15 protein-coding genes are annotated in these 21,277 nt (G+C 62.4%); 5 read left to right on the top strand and 10 right to left on the bottom strand.

What is annotated here, in order from left to right; all coding sequences use genetic code 11:
• Positions 1-69 precede the first annotated feature (69 nt).
• From BLT09_RS00345 to BLT09_RS00305, 9 genes are all read right to left on the bottom strand, one after another.
• Positions 70-1,692 carry a GMC family oxidoreductase gene (locus BLT09_RS00345; RefSeq protein WP_091590751.1) on the bottom strand — a complete coding sequence of 541 codons (1,623 nt, stop codon included), beginning with the start codon at positions 1,690-1,692 and terminating at the stop codon, positions 70-72.
• Positions 1,689-3,203, bottom strand: a complete 1,515-nt coding sequence (locus BLT09_RS00340) for an FGGY-family carbohydrate kinase (protein WP_091589908.1) — start codon at positions 3,201-3,203, stop codon at positions 1,689-1,691. Before BLT09_RS00340 ends, BLT09_RS00345 begins: the two co-directional genes overlap by 4 nt.
• 25 nt (positions 3,204-3,228) lie before the next feature.
• A complete protein-coding gene (locus BLT09_RS00335; protein WP_091589907.1) occupies positions 3,229-4,071 on the bottom strand; it encodes a class I fructose-bisphosphate aldolase in 843 nt (280 codons plus the stop codon).
• A complete protein-coding gene (locus tag BLT09_RS00330) occupies positions 4,044-5,780 on the bottom strand; it encodes a glycerol-3-phosphate dehydrogenase/oxidase (RefSeq protein WP_091589905.1) in 1,737 nt (578 codons plus the stop codon). The genes BLT09_RS00335 and BLT09_RS00330 overlap by 28 nt, the downstream gene beginning before the upstream one ends.
• Before the next feature lie 19 nt (positions 5,781-5,799).
• Positions 5,800-6,795: an aldo/keto reductase gene (locus BLT09_RS00325; protein WP_091589903.1), complete on the bottom strand. Its 996-nt coding sequence runs from the start codon at positions 6,793-6,795 to the stop codon at positions 5,800-5,802.
• Positions 6,792-7,772: a sugar-binding transcriptional regulator gene (locus BLT09_RS00320; protein WP_091589901.1), complete on the bottom strand. Its 981-nt coding sequence runs from the start codon at positions 7,770-7,772 to the stop codon at positions 6,792-6,794. The genes BLT09_RS00325 and BLT09_RS00320 overlap by 4 nt, the downstream gene beginning before the upstream one ends.
• A 28-nt stretch (positions 7,773-7,800) precedes the next feature.
• Positions 7,801-8,790: an ABC transporter permease gene (locus tag BLT09_RS00315; RefSeq protein WP_091589900.1), complete on the bottom strand. Its 990-nt coding sequence runs from the start codon at positions 8,788-8,790 to the stop codon at positions 7,801-7,803.
• A 19-nt stretch (positions 8,791-8,809) separates the two neighbouring features.
• Positions 8,810-10,351 (bottom strand): sugar ABC transporter ATP-binding protein, encoded by a 1,542-nt coding sequence (locus tag BLT09_RS00310; RefSeq protein ID WP_091589898.1) that lies wholly within the window; start codon positions 10,349-10,351, stop codon positions 8,810-8,812.
• A gap of 106 nt (positions 10,352-10,457) precedes the next feature.
• Positions 10,458-11,489 carry a substrate-binding domain-containing protein gene (locus BLT09_RS00305; RefSeq protein ID WP_027156384.1) on the bottom strand — a complete coding sequence of 344 codons (1,032 nt, stop codon included), beginning with the start codon at positions 11,487-11,489 and terminating at the stop codon, positions 10,458-10,460.
• A gap of 490 nt (positions 11,490-11,979) precedes the next feature.
• Here BLT09_RS00305 and BLT09_RS00300 point away from each other — a divergent pair, with 490 nt between their 5' ends.
• The 5 genes from BLT09_RS00300 to BLT09_RS00280 are packed head-to-tail and all read left to right on the top strand — an operon-like array spanning position 11,980 to position 18,912.
• Positions 11,980-13,749 (top strand): IucA/IucC family protein, encoded by a 1,770-nt coding sequence (locus BLT09_RS00300; RefSeq protein WP_091589897.1) that lies wholly within the window; start codon positions 11,980-11,982, stop codon positions 13,747-13,749.
• On the top strand, positions 13,733-15,442 hold the full coding sequence (locus tag BLT09_RS00295; RefSeq protein ID WP_091589895.1) for an IucA/IucC family protein: 1,710 nt from the start codon (positions 13,733-13,735) through the stop codon (positions 15,440-15,442). The genes BLT09_RS00300 and BLT09_RS00295 overlap by 17 nt, the downstream gene beginning before the upstream one ends.
• A gap of 13 nt (positions 15,443-15,455) precedes the next feature.
• Complete coding sequence (locus tag BLT09_RS00290; protein ID WP_091589893.1) at positions 15,456-16,727, top strand: AMP-binding protein; 1,272 nt, start codon at positions 15,456-15,458, stop codon at positions 16,725-16,727.
• Complete coding sequence (locus tag BLT09_RS00285) at positions 16,727-18,070, top strand: DUF6005 family protein (RefSeq protein WP_091589892.1); 1,344 nt, start codon at positions 16,727-16,729, stop codon at positions 18,068-18,070. The genes BLT09_RS00290 and BLT09_RS00285 overlap by 1 nt, the downstream gene beginning before the upstream one ends.
• Positions 18,067-18,912 (top strand): sugar phosphate isomerase/epimerase family protein, encoded by an 846-nt coding sequence (locus tag BLT09_RS00280; protein WP_091589890.1) that lies wholly within the window; start codon positions 18,067-18,069, stop codon positions 18,910-18,912. Before BLT09_RS00285 ends, BLT09_RS00280 begins: the two co-directional genes overlap by 4 nt.
• Before the next feature lie 82 nt (positions 18,913-18,994).
• Here BLT09_RS00280 and BLT09_RS00275 read toward each other — a convergent pair whose 3' ends face one another.
• Positions 18,995-21,100: a TonB-dependent receptor domain-containing protein gene (locus BLT09_RS00275; protein WP_091589888.1), complete on the bottom strand. Its 2,106-nt coding sequence runs from the start codon at positions 21,098-21,100 to the stop codon at positions 18,995-18,997.
• Between the last annotated feature and the right edge of the window lie 177 nt (positions 21,101-21,277).

Raw genomic sequence — 21,277 nt, 5'->3', positions numbered from 1 at the left:
TGAAGCCTTCTGTCGCCTCACAGGAGGCACGACAGGCCGGTCGCGTCAGCTCAGATGCGCCACCGAGTGTTATTTTTCGTGGCTGGCGTCCTGCAGGATCATTTCCGATGCCTTCTCCGCGATCATCACCACTGGAGAGTTGGTGTTGCCGGAAACGATCGTCGGCATGATCGAAGCGTCGACGACGCGCAGGCCAGAAATGCCGTGCACCCGCAGCCGGCCGTCGACCACTGCCGTCGAGCCTGCGCCCATCTTGCAGGTGCCGACCGGGTGGAAAATCGTCGTGCCGATATCGCCGGCCTTGCGGACGAGTTCTTCGTCGCTTTCATAATGTGCGCCGGGCAGCATTTCCTCAGGCGCGTAACGGGCAATGGCGCGCGCCTTCATCAAGCGGCGGACGTGGCGGAGCGATGCCACAGCCACGGTCCTGTCTCCCTCGGTAGACAAATAGTTCGGCCGGATCTTCGGAGCCGCCTGCGGATCGGACGCCTCCATGTGGACGGTGCCGCGGCTTTCCGGTCTGAGATTGCAGACCGAAACCGTGACCGCGGGGAAACGATGCAGCGGCTCGCCCAGCCGGTCAGTGCTCAACGGTTGGACATGGTATTCGAGATCGGGCGTCTCCAGGCGTGGGTCGCTTCTGGCAAAGATGCCAAGCTGGCTCGGCGCCATCGACAGCGGTCCGCTGCGACGGATAGCGTATTCGACGCCCATGGCCGCGCGGCTGAACAGATTGTGGTAGCGCTGGTTTAGCGTCGAGGCGTTGGCGACCTTGAAGACTGTGCGGATCTGCAGATGATCCTGCAAGTTCTCGCCGACGCCTTCAAGCGCGTGGCGAACCGGGATTCCTGCTGCGCCAAGCACGGCAGGTCGGCCGACGCCGGAAAGCTCGAGCAGCTTCGGCGAATTGATCGCGCCGGCGGCAAGGATCGTCTCGCCTCCCCGCGCACGATGCAGTTGGCCGCCCATGCGAAAGACAACGCCGGTGACGCAAGCTCCGTCGAAATCCAGCATCTCGGTCTCGGCGCCGGTGACGACGCGCAAATTCGACCGTCGCAGCGCGCTGCGCAGGAACGCCTTAGAGGTATTCCAGCGCACGCCTTTCCTCTGGTTGACCTCGAAATAGCCCGACCCTTCGTTGGTCCCGCCGTTGAAATCCTCGGTCCGGGGGATGCCGAGTTCCTCGGCAGCATCGCGGAAGGCATCCAGGATTGGCCACGACAGGCGCTGGCGCTCGACGCGCCATTCGCCACCGGCGCCGTGAAGGTCGTTGGCGCCACCAAAATGGTCCTCGGACTTGCGGAAATACGGAAGCACGTCATCCCAGCCCCAACCGAGATTCCCGGCTTGCCGCCAACCATCATAGTCGGCCGCCTGGCCACGCATGTAGATCATGCCGTTGATCGACGAGCAGCCGCCCAGAAGCTTGCCGCGCGGATAGTTGAGCGCACGACCGTTCAGCCCGGGCTCCGGCTCGGTCTTCATCAGCCAATCGGTGCGCGGGTTGCCCATGCAGTAGAGATAGCCGATGGGAATGCTGACCCAGTGATAGCGATCGCTGCCGCCGGCTTCCAGAAGCAGCACGCGCATGCCTGGATTGGCCGACAGTCTGTTGGCCAGCACGCAGCCGGCTGAACCCGCGCCGACGATGATGAAGTCGTACTGTCCAAAATCGGCAGCGGTCTGTGTCAATTGGACGTCCGTTCGCTTGCCATCCTGTCCCATAGCGGACCCATGGCCTTGTTGATCTCACCATAGAGACGATAGCGCCGCTCATAGACCGGTGCGATCGCGCAATTGGGCTGGTAGCATCGGTCGGGCGCGGTCATCGCGGCGGCGCCCGCAGAGAAGTCGGCAAATAAGCCGACGCCTGTCCCGGCTGCAATCGCAGCTCCCAGCGCACCTGTCTCACGGCTGCGCGCCACGGTCACCGGCACGTCCAGCACATCTGCGAATATCTGCGGCCAAACGGCGCTGCGCGAGCCGCCACCCGAAAGAACCGCCTGGCTGACAATGGCTCCCGCTCGACGCAACGTCTCGACATGGCGCCGGTGCTCGAAGACGACGCCCTCGAACAGTGCGCGCAGCATATGCGCCCGCGTGTGCCAGCCGGCGATGCCGTAGAAACCGGCACGCGCCTTGCCATTCTGCTGCGAGCCGTAAAGGAATGGGTGGTAGATCGGCATGTCTCCCGCGGGATCGACGGAAGCAACAAGCTCGCTGCAGATCTCGAATGGCGATGCGCCTGCCGGCGGCGCATGCTCGAAGAACTCACGCACGATCCACTCGAGATTTGCGGCCGAAGTGGCGCTCGATTCGATGGCGAGATAGCGCAGCGGATCGAAGGTCGACAGCATGAAGATAGACGGATCGCGGATCGGCTCTTGGGTGATAACCTGGTTGATGCTCCAGGTGCCGGCAATGATCGAGGCGGCGCCGGTGCTGGTGACACCCGAACCGATGGCGCTGGCGACGACGTCGAACAGGCCCGCCACCACAGGCGTGCCCGCAAGAAGGCCGGTGGCAGCGGCGACATCGCGCGTGACATGGCCGGCGATGGCGGAGGCTTCCAGCACGTTCGGCAGCAGTTCCATGCAATCGTCGAGACCGTAGGCGGCCAGCAACTCTCGCTCGTAGCGCCGGCCGGGCATGTGCAAAAGCCCGCAGCCCGACATATCCGAGGTCTCGGTCGAGCGCGCGCCGGTGAGGCGGTTGACGATAAAATCCTTGCACAGGAAGACGGTGCCTATTTTGGCAAAAAGTGCCGGATCATGGCGCTTGAGCCACGCCAGCAGAGTCGGCGTCTGCGCCGCCCAGGGCCGTTGCAGGCAGTGGATATAGGTCCGGTCGCCAACGCCTGCGGCCGCCCATTCGCTGACGATGCCGACGCCGCGCGTGTCGAGCGACTGGATGCCGAGCAGCGGGTCGCCGCCGCGGTCCAGCGCATAGAGCCCGTTGCCGTGGCCGGCGCAGCCGATCACCGCGATGTCGCGGGGGTCGATGCCCGACTGGTCGAGGCACTGGCGGATGACCTCGACGGCGTTGCGCCACAATTCGCCGAGGTCCCGCTCGACATGGCCGGGCTCTGGCATGCAGGAACGGCCGTCGCGAGCGGCAAGTGCGAGTTCGCGACCGGCGGTGTCGAAGATGATGGCCTTGATGACGGTATTGCCCGCATCAAGGCCAAGAATGTATCGCTGCATTGAAGCTCCTCCCAAGCTGCAAAGATTATTCTTGCTGGTAGAGCTCCCAGGCCAGCGCGCCGTCGGCATTCTCATGGATGATCGCCATCAATCCTCTCACGACGGCGCGAGGGTTGGAATGCTGGTATATGTTGCGGCCATAGACCATGCCTGCCGCGCCTTGTGCCATCAGCGCCGCCGACTTGTCGAAGACGGCGCGCAAATCCTCCCTGCCCCCACCGCGCACAAGGACAGGACAGCGTGCCGCAGCCACCACCCGGTGGAAGTCGTTCGGATCGGTCGTCGGATCCGCCTTGATGATGTCGGCGCCCATCTCGCTGGCGAGCCGGGTCAGGGTGACGATCTTTTCGGGGTCGCCGTCGACCATGTAGCCTCCGCGCTCTGAATTGGGCAGCATTGCCAGCGGCTCGATCATCAGCGGCAAGCCATATCTTTCACAGTCGGCGCGAACCCTGGCAATGTTGTGGACGCATTGCCGAAACAGGTCCGGCTCGTCGGGCAGCATGAACAGATTGACGACCACGCAGGCCGCGTCCATCTCCAGCGCGCCGATCAGCGGCTCGGCTTCGTTCTGCAGGATGGCCCACATCGAGCGATGGCGGGTTTTGTTATAGGGATTGCCCATGTCTATGCGCATGACCAATGCCGGCTTGTCCTTGCCGGGCAGGGTCTGCAGCAAATCGGCCTGGCCATAATTCATCTGAATGGCGTCCGGTCCCGCGGCGACCAACTGGCCGACGACGCCGGCCATATCCTCCAGCCCTTCCAGGAACGTCGGCTCGTTGCACACGCCATGGTCGATTGCGACGTCGAGACAGCGCGCCCCGCCGAACAGCCGGTTCATGCGGACTTTCTTGTTGATGCGCATTCGGCGCTCCTTCCTTGGTCTTTTTGCGATAGCTGGTCGAGATCGACGCCGTGCTGGCGCTGCAGCAGGGCGAGGAAATCGGTGCGCTCGAATGCCTTGCGCGCAGCGTCCCAGCTCTTTTCGACTGCGAGAATATCGAGAACCGCATCGAGAAGGTCGCAAGAGAGTGCACCGGTGATGGCAATTGTCGTGCGGCGGAGCAGCAGGTCCTCCAACTGCTCGACATATTCATTGGCGATGAGATACTGAATCTCCCGGACCGAGTAGTCGCTGCCAGGCAAGAGCTCGTCCTGTCCCGCCGCCAAAAAAGCGGCGACGGCATCCGCCACGGTGCCGTAACGCTCGAACAGGCTGCGCATGCGGTCAAGCGACAGGCCATGCACCGCCGCGCGTTCTGCGCACCATTTTTCGGGCGCCATGGGAAAATGCCGGCCGCCGCCGATCGGCATGTTTTCGGTGCCGACGATGCGCTGTCGGCACAATCGCTCGAGCACGATATCCGCTGCCAGTTCGCCGAACGACCGGAAGGTTGTCCATTTCCCGCCGATCATGCACAGCGTCGGCGGCACCATACCGGCGCCCTCGATGAGCTCGCAGAAATGATCGCGGGGAATGCGCCCGGTAAAACTGTCCCGGCTTATCGGTAGCGGCCTCACCCCGGTGAACTGAAAGACGATGTCGGTATCAGTGATCTCGATCCCGGGAAACACGAAGGACACGGACTGCCGGATGTATTGCCGCTCGTCGTCCTCGCAGCGCGCCTGGTCGGGATCGTCGGCACGGATATCCGTCGAGCCGACCAGCACATTGCCGAGATAGGGGAACAGGATGCAGATCCGGCCGTCCTCGTTCTCGTAATAGATCATGTGGCCGTCGAGCGCATCGTGAAGCTCGCGACTGTCGACGATCAGATGCGATCCTTTGGTGCCACCCATAAATTTCGGCGCAACGGCTCCGATAGCCGAATTGGTCAGGTCGATCCAGCCGCCTGTGGCGTTGACGACGAGGCGCGGCTTCACGGCAACTGTTTCGCCAGACAGTCCGTCGTTAAGCGCAAGGCCCGCGTCACCAAGCGATACGCGTGCATAGTTGAGCGCTCGAGCCGATGGCTTTTCGTTCATGGTGTCGCGCAGCATCTCGGTACCCAGCCGCTCGGGGTGGCTGACCCAGGCGTCATAGTATGTCGCCGAATTGCGGATAGCAGGATTGATTGCAGGCCAGACCTTGAGTGTTTCAGCACGGCTCCTGAACTTGTGCGTCGGGACGATACGCCGTGCGGCGGTGAAGAAGTCATACATCGCCAGGCCGGTCTTGATGACCAATACGCCGCGCCGACCCGGACGACGGCTTAGCCCAAGGAAGCGGAATGCACCATTTGCGATGCCTGAGAACAGGTCGAAGATTGGCACTGTGGTTGGCAGTGGCGCAACGTAATGCGGCGCGTTCTTCAATAGCCGATCGCGTTCTAGCAGGGATTCGCGGACCAGCTTGAACTCGCCGTTTTCAAGGTAGCGCAAGCCGCCATGAACCATGCGCGAGAGGGCTGCGCTGGCGCCGGAGCAATAATCGCCCTTTTCGGCGAGCAGGACATCGACGCCCTGCAAAGCGAGCTCGCGAAACACGCTGATGCCGTTGATGCCGCCGCCTATCACGAGGACATCAACATCGGGGTTCTCGCGCAAGCAGGCGATCGTCTGGATGCGATTCATCTTAAGGACGCGCTTTCGATCACGCGTCTATCGCTACGAGATGCCCGGCCACCGCCGCATCGATCGTCCCCAGTTCCGCCGCGCTCAGTAAAATCTCCCCTGCCCTGGCGTTGTCGAGCGCCTGCGTGGCGTTTCGCGCTCCACACAACGCGAAGGTGATGCCGGGCTGCGCCAGCGTCCAGGCGATGACGATCTGCGCCATGCTTGCCTGGTGGACCTCAGCGACCGGGGCCAGGGCATGTTTCAGCGCGGCTACCTTGCGCCGGTTGGCCTGAGAGAATCGAGGATTGTCCTTGCGCTGGTCGTCGCCGCTGAACTCACGCGCCGGATCGATGGCGCCCGAGAGCAGGCCGAGTGCAAGCGACGAATAACTGAGTGCTGCAACTTGATGCTGGCGCGCGATCGGCAGCAATGTCTGCTCGATGTCGCGATCCAGCATCGAATATCTTTCCTGGATCGCGTCGAGCTGGCCAGCGGCGACATACTGCTGCAGCTCGGCAGCATTGAGATTGCTGGCGCCGATGGCGCGGATCTTGCCAGCGGATTTGAGGCGTTCGAGCGCTTCCATTGTTTCGGCAATGGGTGTCGTCGGGTCCTGCCAGTGGGTGATGTAGAGATCGATATAGTCGGTGCCGAGCCGCCGCAGGCTCTGTTCCACTTCATAAGCGATGCCGTCGGCGCCCAGATATCGGTTCACCGGCGTTCCATCCTGATCGAAGAAGTGGTTGCCCTTTTTCGAATGCCAGTTGAGGCCACATTTGCTGGCGATGACCGCGCGGTCGCGCCGGCCCTTGATGGCCTTGCCGACGATCTCTTCGCTGCGGCCAAGACCGTAAGCCGGCGCGGTGTCGATCAGCGAAACGCCGGCATCGAAGGACGCCTGGATGGCGGCGATCGATTCTGCTTCATCCGTGCCACCCCACATCCAGCCGCCGATGGCCCAGGTGCCTAGGCCCACCGCCGAAGCTACAACGCCGGACTTGCCGATTGAGCGGGTGATTTGTCGATTATTCATGCAGCATTTCCTTCGGCGAGCTCGAGGATCTTCAAGCCGGTGGTTTCGTCGGTGACGAGAGTGTCGAGGTGAGAGCCGCGCATGGCGCTGAGGATCGGGACCACCTTGCTGGCGCCGCTTGCGACCCCGATCGACTGCGGAATGGTCGCGAATTCCTCGAGCGTCAGCGAGACCAGTGAGCGGTTGAGGCTGTAGTCGGCGAGCTTGCCGTCGCCGTCTATGAGATGGGCGAGCAGCTCGCCCGCCGCGCCCGAGCGCTCGATGGCCAGCCGGTCGGCGCTGGAGGATGGGTGCAGATCGTAGTAGCTCGAATCGTCGGCCAGGATGGAGCCGATGCCGACGACCGCAAGCGTTGCTTCGCGCGCCTTGTTGAAGACGTCCGAAACCGCCCGGACTCCCATCAGCATGTCACGTTGGGCCGGGCTGTCGGCAAACAGCGGCGCGTGAATCTGATAGGCGCGGCCGCCGAGCTTGTCGGCCATCAGAGACGCGACATGATTGACGTCGGTGTAATGCTTGCCCTGGACCAGGCCGGTCGCGGGAACAACCTCGATGTCGTAGCTGCGGCTCGGCTTGAGGCCGGCGACGACGGCACTCACCCCCTTGCCCCCGGTAATGGAAATCGTGTCGCCGTCCTTGATCGTCTCGAGCACCAGCCTGGCTGCGGCCTCACCGACACGCTGAAGCGCAGTCTGCGGATTGTCCGAAACGGAGGGGACGACGACGGCCCTTTGGAGTCCACCGATCGCGACAAGTCGCGCCTCGATGTCGATCAGTTGCTCGACCGGCGACTTGATCTTGATCTCGACAAGCCCGAGTTGATGACCGCGTTTGATGAGGCGGTTGACGGTCGCATGCGAGATGCCGAGCTCCTTGGCGATTTCCGCCTGCGTCTTGGCTTCCATGTAATGAAGCACAAGCGCCTGATACATCTGGCGGACGATCGTGACGTCGTCCCGCGAATTGGGTGGTGACATGATGGATGCTCAACTCTCGCGCTGCTGCTCAGGACTTCCTGCGGTGCAGGAAGTGGTCGATCGATACCGCCGCGAGCAGGATGCATCCCTTGATCATGTCCTGCCAATAGACGGAAACGTCGAGCAGGATCAGCGAGCTTGTGACGACCGAGAGCAGCGCCATGCCCAGTATGGCGCCGAAGATGGTGCCCGAGCCGCCATTGAGCGATGCTCCGCCAATCACCGCCGCGGCGATGATGTTGAGCTCCATGCCAGCGCCGAAGGTCGGGGTCGCAGCGCCAAAGCGTGACATATAGATGATGCCGGCAAAGCCCGCGAGGGTGGAGCAGAGAACCGTGACCCAGAATTTGACCTGCTTGGTCTTGATGCCTGAAAATTGGGCCGCCTTCTCGTTGCTGCCGGTATAAAAGACCTTGCGGAAGGCCGTGGCACGCCGAAGCAGAAAATCGAATATGGCCACGACCACAACAAAGATGACGATGACATAAGGCACATTGCCGAAGCTGCCCTGGCCGATCGCCTTGAACCCGGGCGGCAGGGTGAACAGCGACAGCGGGGTTCCCTTGGTGATGACAAGACAGAGACCGCGCACGATCACCATCGCCGCCAGCGATGTGATGAAGTGATTGAGCCCGATAACGGTCACGAAGAAGCCCATCACCGCGCCGATCAGCGCGCTGGCGCCTATGCCGATGAGGCTCGCGGTCCACGGATCCAGGCCCATCAGGAACAGAGCGCCTGACACGACCATGGAGAAGCAGACCACCGACCCGACGGAAAGGTCGATGCCGCCGACAATGAGGAGTATCGTCATGCCGACCACGACGATGCCTTCAATGGAGAAGCTCATCAGCATGGCGCGGAAATTTCCCCAAGTCAGGAAATGCGGCGAAGCGAATGTCATGGCGATGCACAGCGCCAGCATGATAGCGATCAGCCCTGCCTCGCGCATCGACCCAAGACGCAGCCCGTTGCGCCCGCCAAGCCCGGGGGCGCTCGCCTTGATTTCAGCGTCCATGAGGGTACCTCCGGTCTGTCTAAGCGACATTCTGAACCTGCCTTGCGTTTGATCTTTGCTGCCGGAGACCCGAAGCCAGCAGCATGATTGCCTCTTCGGTCAATTCGTCAGCCCCCAGTTCGCCGACGATGGCACCTTCGTGTATGACAAGCACCCGGTCGCTCAGTCCGATCAATTCCGGAAGCTCGGATGAAATCACGATGACGCCGATGCCCCGCTCGGCGAGATCGCGCAGCAGGCGATGAATTTCCACTTTGGCGCCGACATCGACCCCGCGTGTGGGTTCGTCCAGAATGACCACTTTGGGGCCGACCGACAGAAGCCTGGCGATGGCGACTTTCTGCTGGTTGCCACCGCTGAGCGTCGACACCTGTGTCTCGAGGCCGCTCATGCGCACACCGTGGCGCACGACCAGGTCGGTGGCTTGCTTTGCCTCGGCGCGGCGATCGAGCAGCCCAAGCGGCGTGGTCAGCTTCCGAAGGTCGAGCGCGGAGATATTGGATGCAACCGACAGGTCGAGGAACAGGCCCGACGCCTTGCGGTCCTCCGAGAGGTAGACCAGGCCTGCGCGCACCGCATCGCTGTAGGTCCTGATGCTGACCGGCTCGCCATTGAGTTCGACCGATCCCGACACTTTCGGGCGCAAGCCGCAAACGGTCTGGACCATCTCGCTGCGACCGGCGCCAATCAACCCGCCAACGCCAAGAATTTCGCCTGCTCGAAGCGTGAAACTGACGCCAGCGGAACCCTGTCGATAGGAGAGATTTTCGACCGACAGCACAGGGCGGTCCGTACGCCGTTCAGGCGAGAGCTTTTGCGGATAGAGCTGCGTGATTTCGCGCCCGACCATCTTGCGCACGACATCATTGGGAGTGACCGAAGCGATGGAATCGGTCGCTACATATCTGCCGTCACGAAACACCGTGACGCGGTCGCACAGGCTGAAGATCTCCGCCATGCGATGGCTGATGTAGATGATTGAAATTCCGCGCGCCTTGAGATCGCGGACGATTGCGAAAAGGCGCTGCGCCTCGGTCTCGGTCAGCGCGGCCGTCGGCTCGTCGAGCATCAGCACCCGGCATTCGAGCGTCAGCGCCTTGGCGATTTCCACAAGTTGCTGGTTGGAAATAGAAAGATCGGCGACTGGCGTCTCGACCGGGATCGGTGCCAGCAGGTCCATTATCCTCTGCGCATCGGCGTAGAGCCGGCGAAAATTCATCAGCGGCGCGCGCCGATTGTTGACGGCCGCCATGAGGATATTCTCGGCCACCGTGGCATCCTGGCAGAGCGCGATTTCCTGATGGACGAGGCCTATGCCAAGCCGCTGCGCGGCGGATGGCGATGTGATGGTGACGTACTTGCCTTCGAGACGAATGGCGCCTTCGTCGGGTTGCGCAATGCCGGCGATGATATTCATCAGCGTGGACTTGCCCGCGCCGTTCTCGCCGCACAGCGCATGAATTTCGCCGCGCTGCAGCGTGAAATCGACCCCGGTCAGCGCTTTGATGGCGCCGAACGATTTCGAGATGTCGCGGATTTCAAGAATGGCGGCGGCAGTCACTCCGTCCCCCTTCAGCGTTGAAATTGATGATATGGCCCGGGTCGACGGGGCGCGAACGCGCCCCGTCCGGTCTAGCGTTCCGAAGGAACTCCAGGAGCGGCAGGCCTTATTCCTCGATGCCCTTGGTGCCGCGCCGCTTGAGGTAGGCGTCCCAATAGAAATCGTCGGCATTTTCCGCGGTGACGATGGAAAAGCCGTTGTCGACGAAGGGCACGCTCATGCCGTTGAAGCCCGACCGCCGGGCGTCGTTCATCGGATCGATCAGTTCAGGATGCTTGGCCAGCCACAGCAGCATGAACCCCATATAGCCCTGCATGCCCTGGTTCGGGTTGACTGAGCCAAAGATTTCGCCGGCCTTGATCATGTCGAGGATCTTGGCGTTGACGTCGGCCAGCATGACCCGGATCTTGCCGCCGCCTTCCTTGGCGGCCTGAGCTGCGCCGATTGCCGAGTTGGCTTCCGGCATGAACACCGCGCCCAGATCGGGATGCGCCTGAGCAAGGCTGAGCACGGCCTGATAGGCCTTCGTCGCATCCTGGTTCGACGCAGCGCGGCCGACGAGCTTCATATCCGGCCATTTGGCTTCCATGCGGGCGATGAACGCGGCAATGCGCTTGTCGTGATTGTCCTGTCCGGGGTTTTCGAGGACTGCGTATTCGCCCTTGCCGTCCATCGCCTTGGCGACTGCATCGGCAGCATAGGTGCCTTCGGCGACGTTGTCGGAGGTGATGTAGGATACTCGTTTGGAGTTGGGCGAGTCTGCGGCGAATGTGACTACTGCCGTTCCCTGCTCAATGGCCCGATTGATTGGCTCGATGAAGGGATCGGAGTTCATCGGATGGACCAGGATGCCAGCCGGCTTCTGAGCCAGCGCCTGGTCGAACGTCGCTATTTGCTTGTTCACGTCGTATTCGGGGGTCCCGGTATATTCGGTCTCGCAGCCGAACTGTTTTCCAGCCTGCTTGAACATCTCGTAGACCGGGAACCAATATTCGACGCCGGAAACCATGACGTTCATGACGTATTTTTCACCCGGCTCGCACTTGAACGGGTTAGCGGCCTGGGCAGCGGCGTGGCTTGCCCCCAACACTGTGGTGGCGGCTGCCGAAATGGCGAGCATGCTCAAAAATTTGCGCAAGAGTCCTCCCTCGGCCGAAGCCTGGTCAATTGGGCGGTCGGACACTTGCGTGCCGCCGCTTGTGGTTGATGAGGCCGAACCTCCTCCCGAGGCCCAGCGGTTGATCATTCGCAGCAGTTGGCTCGAGTGTCAATAAAATTCACATACAGAAATATATTTCACAGCTCATCGTGACCGGCAGCTTCGCCCATTGCCGATCTTCCCGGCGCTTCTCCGAAGCCGCGCTTCGCTGCGGCCCAAAAGACGAATGCGACCAGTTCCTTGCGGCAGTGCCTGCTCGAACGGGCGTAAAGCATCCATTGCCGGCATTGCCCAGATGACCGCCTTCTGAGGTTGATCCGCGCAGCTGACTAGGATAACATGACAATCGTAGTTTAGTTTTAGCCGCGGCCGCAGCAAGGCTGGCCCTTCACGCGCGGCGCCATCAAAACCTTTGAAACTCAGCACAGAGCGCCTGCCCGGCGCCTGTGCGACATGGCGTCCGCAACGAATGATCGACAAGAATCAGATTGCAGCAGAACAGGCAACGTTTCGAGCCTTCGCAAACAGCTATTTGCGTGAGCTGAATTCCGGGATGCCGGTGTTCCACCGCATCGGAGAACGGAACTTCGATTGCGTGGAGATTTCCCTGCCGTCGCGGCATGCCGTGCTGCGCATCGAAATGAAATCCCGATCGCTTTGCGGAATGCACCTGTTTGGACAGATCTGGATTCGTCAGGATGCAGGTCCGAACTGGCACGAGATAGAACCGATCCTGGCCGTGCATCTACTTGTGCTGGGAGCCAGAGAAGCCGGATCGGCCACGCACCGACAAGCCGATCTGGAGCTCCTCGAACGGATTCTTCAGAGCTGTCAGGCGACGAAGCGTTACCTCGATGCCGCCGATCGGGCGCCGCCACCGATCGGCTTTATAGCCGCGGAACAATCCCTGTATTTTGGACATCCGCTGCATCCGACGCCCAAGAGCCTGCAGGGCATGTCGAACTGGCAGCAGGATGTCTATGCCCCCGAATTGCGCGGCGGTTTCCAGCTGGCCTATTTCGCCGCCGCTGCCGACCTCGTCCGCGAGGATTCCGCCGGCACCGCGGTGACCGCGATCGTCAGCTCACTGCTGGGGAATGACGCCGGCAAGGTCGCCGCAGGTAACGGCGAGATGCTCCTGCCCATGCATCCGCTTCAGGCGCAAGCGTTGATGCTCGACCCGGCGGTGCGAGCGCTCATGGATTCAGGGCAGATCCGGTATCTCGGCCCGGCAGGGCCGGTGTTCACGGCGACTTCTTCGGTGCGCACGGTTTACAGCGATGATGCCGCCTGGATGCCGAAATTCTCGCTGCCCGTCCGCATCACCAACTCGAAGCGCGTCAATAGGCGGCACGAGCTGGAGGCGGGCGTTGCGGTGGCGCGCCTGTTCGAGCGCGCCGGGATCGACATGTTCGAGCCGCGCCTCGGCTTTCTCCACGACAGCGCATACGTGACGCTGGATTTTTCCGGGCAGGCCGAGAGCGGTTTCGAAGTCATCTTCCGCGAAAACCCGTTCCGGGGCCGCGCCGACCACCCGGTGATCACCGTTTCGGCACTGACGGCCGAGCCACGTCTCGGGCACAGCTCATTGTTCGAAACCGTCGTCCGGCGCGTCGCGCAGGATCATGATATCTCGGTGCGGCAGGCGTGCCGTCGCTGGTTCGAATGCTATCTCGACTGTGCGCTCGATCCGCTGGTCAAACTCTACGATCGGTTCGGCGTCGCGCTGGAAGCGCATCAGCAAAACAGCTTGCTTGACCTGTCGCAGCAGGGGCTGCCCAGCCGATACCTCTATCGCGACAGCCAGGGGTTCTACCTCTCGAACAGCTTCAGGGCCCGGTGGTATGGCCTGATGCCCGACATTGTCCAGATCCGCAGTCTTTTCTTCGACGACCGTGAGATTCGCGAGCGGCTCTCCTACTACCTCATCGTCAATCAGATCTTCTCGGTCGTCGCTCGCGCCGGGCATGACGGCCTGGCAAGCGAGGCCGAACTGCTCGCCATGCTGCGTGCGCGGCTCAAGAAGCTGGCGCAAGAGCTCACTGGCGCGGGCGGGGAATTCGCGACCAGCCTGCTGGACAAGCCGCACATCACCGCGAAGGCCAACCTGGCAATCCGACTGCAGGATGTCGATGAGCTGGCCGAGGGCGGCAGCGCCGTCTACACGCATTTTCCCAATCCACTCAGCCGTGTCGGGCTATTTGTCGCCGCGGAGCAGGCACATGCCATTGCCTCTTGATCTCCACGGCATCCCCGAGCTGCGTGTGATGCGCCAGCTCGCGGAAGCCCTGGTCTATGAGGGCCTGGTCGATTGCGCGGTGTCGCGAGACGGCGGGAAAGCCCGCTTCGAATGGCGCTGCGGCGGCGCCTCGATACGCTGCGAGGGATCGATCGGCGCCTTCGGCCGGGTCAGGGTTGTCGCCGAGACGATCGAGCGGGGCTGCGCCGACCAATGGCGCCCGGCGACGCTCGGCGATCTGCTTGCGAGCATAGACACCTGCCCCGAACGGCGCGCGCAACTCACGTCCGAACTGGATCGGACGCTCGATTTCAGCGCCTGGAACCAGCTCAATCTCCGGCCCAGACCGCGCCGCGATCTGCCATTTGCGCAACTCGACAGCGCGATCGATGAGGGTCATCCCTATCATCCGTGTTTCAAGGCGCGCACCGGCTTCGACTACGCCGACCACGCGGCGTACGGCCCGGAAGCAGGCAACGCCTTCCAACTGGCCTGGCTGGCGGTCGCGCCCGAACGTCTGCACTCGGCGTTTCCCACGGACGAGCAGGCTTTCTGGATGCACGAACTCGGCACCGAAACCTACGCGCTGCTGGACGAGCGCCGTGCCCGGCTCGGCGACAATGCAAGGCGGTTCGGCCTGATGCCGCTGCATCCCTGGCAATGGAAAGCGTTACAGGGCTCGGAGCTGTCGCGCTGGCTGGCGGAGGGCTCCGCCGGTTTCCTCGGCCATGCCGGCGATCGCTATAGCGCCAGCCAATCCGTGCGGACGCTGTTCAATCGCGATCACCCGCGACGCGCCAATCTCAAACTGCCGATGAATCTCGTCAACTCTTCGGCCAGGCGCATCATCGAGCCGCATTCGGTGTGCAGCGCGCCGTCGATCAGCCGCTGGCTCAAGGACATTGTCGCCAGCGATACGCTGTTCGAGGCGCGCTATCCGCTCACGATCCTCGCCGAATATGTCGGCACGATCGCAGATCGGGAAGGACCGCTGGCAGGACAGATCGCCGCGATCTGGCGGGAGGACGTTACGAGCAGCCTCCAGCCCGGCGAAACCGCGGTGCCGCTCAACGCGCTGATGGGCCTGGAGAGTGACGGCCGGCCGTTCGTCGCGGACTGGGTCGAGCAGTACGGGCTGGACGCCTGGCTCGACAGGCTTGTGGCTACGGTGGTGATGCCGGTGTTTCACCTGCTCGTCGGCCATGGCATCGCCACGGAAGCGCATGGCCAGAACCTGATCCTGATCCATCGCGATGGCTGGCCCGTGAGACTGGCGATGCGCGACTTCCACGACAGCGTCGAATATGTGCCGGGCTTCCTGCGCGATCCCTCCACTGTTCCCGACTTCCTCGCCTTGAACCCCGCCTATCGTGACGCCGCGCCGAACCAGTACTACTGGATGGAGAGCGCCGATTTGCTCGGCGAGCTCTGCCTGGACGCCTTGTTCGTCTACAACCTCGCCGAGATCTCGCATCTGCTGCGGCATTGTTACGGTCTCGACGAAGACAGCTTCTGGTCAGACGTCGGCAGGCGGTTGCAGGACCATTGCCGGCAGTTCGGACTGACACACCGGCAGGCCGCGCTTGGCCTGTTCCAGCCACGCATCCGCACGGAATCGCTGCTTCGACGCAAGCTCGCGCCACCGGGCACCGAATGCGCTCACGAAATCCCAAACAGCCTTGCAGTCGCGTAAGGAGACAGAAAACATGATCGCAATCAACGACACGGTCTTTGATCAGGCCTATTTCCGCGACGCGGCGCACCGCATTGCGGCTGCGGTGCAACTCGACAAGCGCGCAGGCGACCGTTTTGCGGTCTGTTTCTCCGAGGCGCAGGATTGGCTGGCGTTCTTCTTTGCCGCGCGCGCGGCCGGCGCCAGCGTGCTGCCGCTGCATCCCTCGACGCCATATGCCGCGGCGCGCCGGCAGGCGGAGACGGCGAAGTGCAACTGGCTTTTCTACAACCGGCTGGATGGCGAGCCGATCTGCGAGGAGCGCGCCAGCGAAGCTGGACAGCTGCTGCAGATGAGTTCCGGCACGACCGGCGAGCCGAAATGCATCGCGCGCGCCTGGAGCGACATAGACGACGAGATCGACAGCTACACCTCGGCGTTTGTCGAGCCACAGGACATGACGCCGTTGATCGCCGGCCCAACCACTCATTCCTATGGCTTGATCTGCGGCGTAATGGTGGCGCTGAAGCGCGGCCAGTCGCCCGCCATACTGGACACAGGGAACCCAAAATTCCTGCTGCGCAAGCTGCGCGAAACGGAGCGGCCCTACCTGATCTCGTCGCCGGCCATCCTTCACACGCTCGCCAGGCTCTTGCCGGCCGGCGAGCAGATCCACGCTACGATGACATCCGGCACCCTCTTGCCCGACCCCTGGTTCGGGCAGATCAGAGCCAAATCGAAATACATGTTCCAGCAGTACGGCTGCTCGGAAGCCGGCTGCATAGCGATCAACCCTGATGTGCAGGCGGCTAATGAAATCGGCCATGTGCTGCCGCGCTTCGCGTTGCGCGACGCCGGCACGGCCCGTGAGCCGAAGGAAATTGCCGTCGAGCGCAAAGGCGTGGTCGTCGAGACGCGCGACCTCGGCTACCGCCGCGACGACGGGATGCTGGTTTTCCTGTCGCGTCTCGACGATCTGATCAACGTCTCTGGCCTCAACGTCTATCCGAAGGAAGTCGAGGACGTGGTCATGACGTTCGGCGGCATTGACGACGCGGTCGTGTTCCGCAAGCAGGATGCATTCGCGGGCGAGCGCGTCGCGCTTCTGTTCAGCGCCGAACATGCGGTCGACCGGGCGCAGCTTCGGCAATGGTGCGCCGAGCGGCTTGCAGCACACCAGATGCCGACCGAGATCGTTCAGGTGGAGCGGATCCCGCGCCAAGCGAACGGCAAGATCAGCCGGCGTGACGTGGCTGCGCGCTATGGCACGGGCGAATTCGCGCCGGTACGGACGGAGGCAGCCTGATGACCTACGATCAAATACTCGACGCGATGGGGACGATCCTGCGCGACAAGCTCGACAACCAGCACATGGATAGCTTCGCACCGCAAGCCAGGCTGAACGAGGATCTGTATCTCGATTCCGTGCTCATTCTCGAACTCATGCTGGCGCTTGAACTCGACCACGGTGTCGCGCTTCCCGAGGAGGTGATCAGCCGTCAGGATCTGGATACGGTGGACGATCTGGCGCGGCTGTTCGTCAACGCCTCGGAATCCAATGAGCCACTGGTCAAGCCGGCTAAGGAACTTGTTCTCGCTCGCGCGGAACGAGAAGCGGCTGAGCGGATCGGCGTGCATGGCGAGGACTTCGTCGACATCAAGGTCCATTGCTTCGTCAGCAATGTCTGCCACGCGGTGAAGCAAAGGCAGCTCGACCATCGACCTTTCTTCTTCGGCGTCTGGGATGCGGGTTTCGCCGTCGATAAAAGCTGGCGGCTGGCGTATCACGCGCCTGAAATCAACCACGACTTCTTCCGCGATTGGTTCGAGCGCCTGTATGGCGCCAAGGTCCGCCAATGGTATCGGCCGGACGCCGCCAAGGTGGAGAACCTGGCGACGATGCTGGAGCTTCTGGAGCGCAAGAAGCAGAGCGAGTACCTGATGGTCATGCTCGATCTCTTCCATCTGCCGGAGCGCGAGAACAAGTTCAACCAGAACCCGTTCCCGCATTATCTGATGTTGGAACACACCGAGGATCCCGCAGTATGGATGGTTCTAGATCCGGATTTCCGCTGGGAAGGCAGGATCGAGAAGCAGAAAGTCATCAATGCGATCATGCAGCCGACCGTTGCCGGCGGCTTCATTTTCGACGCTGCCGACATCAGGAAACCGTCCGCCGTCGATCTGCGCGACTATTTCCTTGCCTGTTTCCATGAAGACGACAATCTGCTGACGCGCGCAACGCGCGAAGTCGTTCGGGCGCATCTGGAAGGCCGCGACGGCGTGAAACTGCCCGATTTGTCGATGGCGCTGCGCGAGCTGCCGGTCATCTCGATCCGCAAATACGCGCTGGAGCACGGCTTCGCCTTTTTCTGGCGATCGCTGCAGCTTTCCAACGCCGGGTTCGACCCGATCTGCGACGACATCGAATCTCTGATCCAGGAATTCAAGACGCTTCACTACGCCATCATGAAACTCAGCCAGACAGGCGACGAAGCCCTCGCGTCGCGGGTGTTCGAGAAACTCGATATGCTGGACGCGATGGAGCGCTCGCTGAAGCGCCGCCTTGCCCAAACCTATCGGGTGTGGTGCGACACGCGCGGCCTCCTGCACGCGCCGCGCCTCGATGTCGAGGACGCCGTCGCATGAGGCTGTCGCTCTGCACGATCACCTTCCGCCATCATCTGCTGTCGCTGGAGGACATCGCGCGATGGGCAGAGGCGAACGACTTCCAGGGCATCGAGCTCTGGGGCGCACACGCGCGCAACATGCAGCATTTGACCGACCGCAACGCCGACTGGATGGCGGCATTCGGCCTTTCGGTGCCGATGCTCAGCGACTATCTGCCTCTCGATGAGGATCTGGCGTCGCTGCGTCACGCCACGTCGAACCTCTGCCGTCTGGCCGGCCGCTGGGGCGCCCGCAAGGTGCGCACGTTCGCCGGCAAGTCGGCAAGCCGGGACACCTCGCCCGAAGCGCGCTGGCGACTGTCGGCGCGGCTCAAGGACGCCTGCATGATGGCGCAGGACCAGGGCTGCGAGATCCTGGTGGAGACACATCCGGGAACGCTTGCCGATACGCTGTCGTCGACGCAGCGCCTGCTCGAGGAGGTCGACCATCCGGCGCTGGGCATCAATTTCGACACCTTGCACGTCTGGGAAGGCGGCGCCGATCCGGTCGCCGCGCATCGCGCCCTGTTGCCGCATATCCGGCACTATCATCTGAAGAATGTCCGCTCGCGTGCCGACCTCGCCGTCTTCGAGCCGGCAAACGTCTATGCCGCGTCCGGAAAGCGGACGGGCATGACCGCGCTTTTCGACGGCGCGGTGGATTATTTGCAATTCCTCGACGAATTGTTCGAGCGCGAGGAGGTGGATGCCTCGCTGGAATGGTTCGGCGGCGACTGCTTCAACATACTCGCCAACGACGCCCGCAATATGCGTCTGCTGCGGGCGGACCGCGAAGCACCGGTTCGCGCCGGCGTAGCGTAAGCGACCGCGTTTCGAGACCAGTTTCAGGGCCGGCACAGGTCACTCCCGCGCCAGCCTTTTCGACGCGCCGTGGCGCTCCGGGTCAGAACCGCGCCGTGACGCTCAGACGGAACGAGCGGCCCGGATCTTTGTGTGGTTCATTGCCCGGTCCTAGTTCCGCAAAATCCTGACCGTAGGCGGCTCGGTCCGTATAATCTTCGTCGAATATATTGAGAGCGTCGGCGCGCAGCGTGAAGTTCGGCTTCGAAGGCGGCGTCCATTCGACATAGGCGTTCACCACCTCATAGCCCGGCAGTTCCTTCTTTGCGCTTGTCGGGTCGGTGTAATGCCGCACCAGGGTCCTGTCGGTCTTCAAGGCGATCTCGATGTCGCCACCGACTTTGACGCCCCAATCGTCGAATGTGTAGCCAGCGCCGATCATCACGATCTGGCCGAGGGGCGTCGTCAAATAGCGGCCGATCTCCGTATCGGCCGGTTTGCCGTCTACGTCGGCGTTGATGTCGGCGTATTTCACACTGACAAAGCCGGCGTCCCAATCATAGCGGCCGCCGATCTCCCAACCCTTGGAAACGAGATCGAGCGTTCGGATCGATGTGAAGGCAGGTACTGGCGCGCCACGTCCGAACACCGGCAGGCGCGCGTCGTTGATGTCGGTGCGAAACACGTTCGCCTCGAAGGTGAAACCGTTGTAGCGCGCCTCCAGACCGGCCGTATAGTTGTTTGACGTCACCGGCTCCGGGCCGTCGCCATAGGTCCACAGCGGGTTCTGCAGGTAGTTTTCCGCCAACGGAACGCCGCCCCAGACATGCGAGGTCCCAGCCTTTACCGTCAGGAACTCCGGCATAAGGTCATACTCGCCCGAAATGTTGCCGCTGATACCGGCGTTGTTCCAGTCCGAGTCGTCTACGCCGGTGAACCATTGGTGATCGGCGCGCCCGCCGAAGGAAATCCTGGTGCGGTCGAAAGGCTCCAGGCGCGCCTGGGCATAGGCGCCGATATTGGTGGCGCGCTCGTCCGTGAAGAACGGCTCGGTCGAGTTGAGATAATCCAGGTCCGCCCTGTCGTTGTAGAAATCGAAGCCGGCAGTGACGCTGCCGATGTCGAGCGCGAAGCGGTTCTCCACCTTGCCGTTGAAGCTGCTGGTCGCGCCGTCGGTCGGCGACACGATATTGGCGTCGGTGCGATCCGTTTCCAGTGTCCCGATCTGGGTGCGGCTGTAAGCGAGTACGATCTTGGGGTCCCACCAGCCTTCCGGCGACGTATCCGTATAGGTAAAGACCGTGTTCTGGCGTCGCAGATCATAGTTCCGGAGTTCAGGCTCGGCGCCTCGGTCGATATAGACGTTGGCGCGATAGGGGCGTAGCGCATCGTCGCGGACCTGCTCGTGGCTGAGCTCGAAACGATGGCCCTCGACGCTCTCATAGGCGATCTTGGCTAACCCGCTGATCAGATCGGTTCCGGTCCCCGGCATCTCCTGGCCGTTGCCGGCGGTAAAATTGCCGCCACGGCCGTAATTGATGTAGCCGAGATACTCGAAGCCGTCCTGCTGGCCGAAGCCGCTCACCCCGGTGGTGAACGTCTCGCTGTTGGTGTCCCATATGCCGGTGACGAAACAGCCAAAATTGCGGCCGGGTTCGAGCAGATCGACCGCATCCTTGGTCTCGAATCCAAGCGAGCCCGCGAGCGCGCCCGGACCGGCGTCGGCCGGCGCGACGCCTGCCTGCACCGACGCGGCCTTTAGAAGTGCCGGGTCGAGCAGATAGGTGCCGTTGTGGTGGAACACCTTGTTGTTCTGTCGCGACCCGTCGACGGTCACGGCCAGATTGTTCTCATCGACGCCGTTGACGTAGATCTTCTGCGTGCTGGGGATCGCGCCGCCGACGGCGATCTGCGGCTCACCGGAGAACACCTCCCTCAAATCCTGCGGTTTCTTGCGGTCGATCTCCTGCTGGTCGATGGTGATCAGGTTGGCGCCGGCCGTCGCGTTGGCGCCCGCCCCGACGTCGACGACGAGAATGGTGTCGAGTTGCGTGCCCCCGGCCGGAGCCTGGGCTTCTTCATTTTCTTCGGACGTGGTCGTCCCGGCTTCCGCTTCCGGGGCGGGGGCAGACTGCGCCAGCGCTTCTGGACACAAGAAAATAGACATCGCGGTGCTGACGGTCAGCGCTCGCAACAGATCTGATGACATCGGCTAAATCCCCTCGAATACGGTAGCCCCGGCTGGCGCGAACCGCGCCTGTTGGGACTGCCATAACCCATCGGTTGCGCTGCGGCAATAAACTTGATAATAAAAATCCAGTTATTTAAGCCATTGTAACTGCTGCGCTCTTCGAGCGCTGCAGTCGCGGAAGCATTCTCAGCGTGG

Source organism: Mesorhizobium muleiense (assembly GCF_900099905.1).
Lineage (GTDB): Bacteria > Pseudomonadota > Alphaproteobacteria > Rhizobiales > Rhizobiaceae > Mesorhizobium > Mesorhizobium muleiense.
This window is presented reverse-complemented; position numbering and strand designations above follow the sequence as displayed.